Here is a 674-nt window from a genome sequence, read left to right on the forward strand (position 1 = left end):
AAAAGCGTCAGCTTCCGCAGGGCATTGGCATCAGACGAATTGGCAATGTAGGAAGTCACGGACTGGGGAAGCGTGCCAAAGCGCGCCTCCAGCAAATCCTGCAAGGCCAGGCCAATGCCCTTGATTTCTCCTCTGGCTTCTCCTCTGGCTTCTCCTCTGGCCTCTCCTCTGGCTTCTCCGATCACTACCCCCTGCCGAATGTATTCGTCCTTCCACTGAGCGGCGCGTTCTTCCAACATGGCGTCCACCTCCCGCAAGTCCTGAAATTCGGGGATGTCTTCTGTGATCCCGGAGCGTTTGAGCACAACACGCCCCAGCCATACGGTAAAAGCCCGGAGCAGAGGCACATACTCCGGCCCATGCAGCCGGGCTATCAATTCCCTGACGATCTGCCGGACTTCTTCCGGCTCCTGCGCCCGCTCCAGCTTCAAAAGCTGCGCAGCCAGGCCCCTGCTTTTGTCCAGCGCGTCGGCGGGCACCCGGCTTTCGTCCAGCAAGAAATGCCGGTGACGGGGCCGGTACATTTTCAGGCTTTCCGGCATGGGAGCAAAGAGTGCCTCCACATCCTGCGGGGCCTTCCATGCCCTGCCTCCATTGTATATAACAATGGGAAACACCGGCGGCAAGCCTTCATTTTCGCGCACGCTCCCCGTCTTGACGAGATCGAGCAGCAA

The 674-nt window shown here is 59.3% G+C and carries 1 protein-coding gene; it reads right to left on the bottom strand.

Annotated elements, in window-relative coordinates:
* The coding region (locus EII23_RS12210) for an Rpn family recombination-promoting nuclease/putative transposase (RefSeq protein ID WP_185702407.1) at positions 1-674 on the bottom strand (674 nt) is incomplete at both ends.

Source organism: Desulfovibrio sp. OH1186_COT-070, assembly GCF_003860215.1.
Classification (GTDB): Bacteria; Desulfobacterota; Desulfovibrionia; order Desulfovibrionales; family Desulfovibrionaceae; genus Desulfovibrio.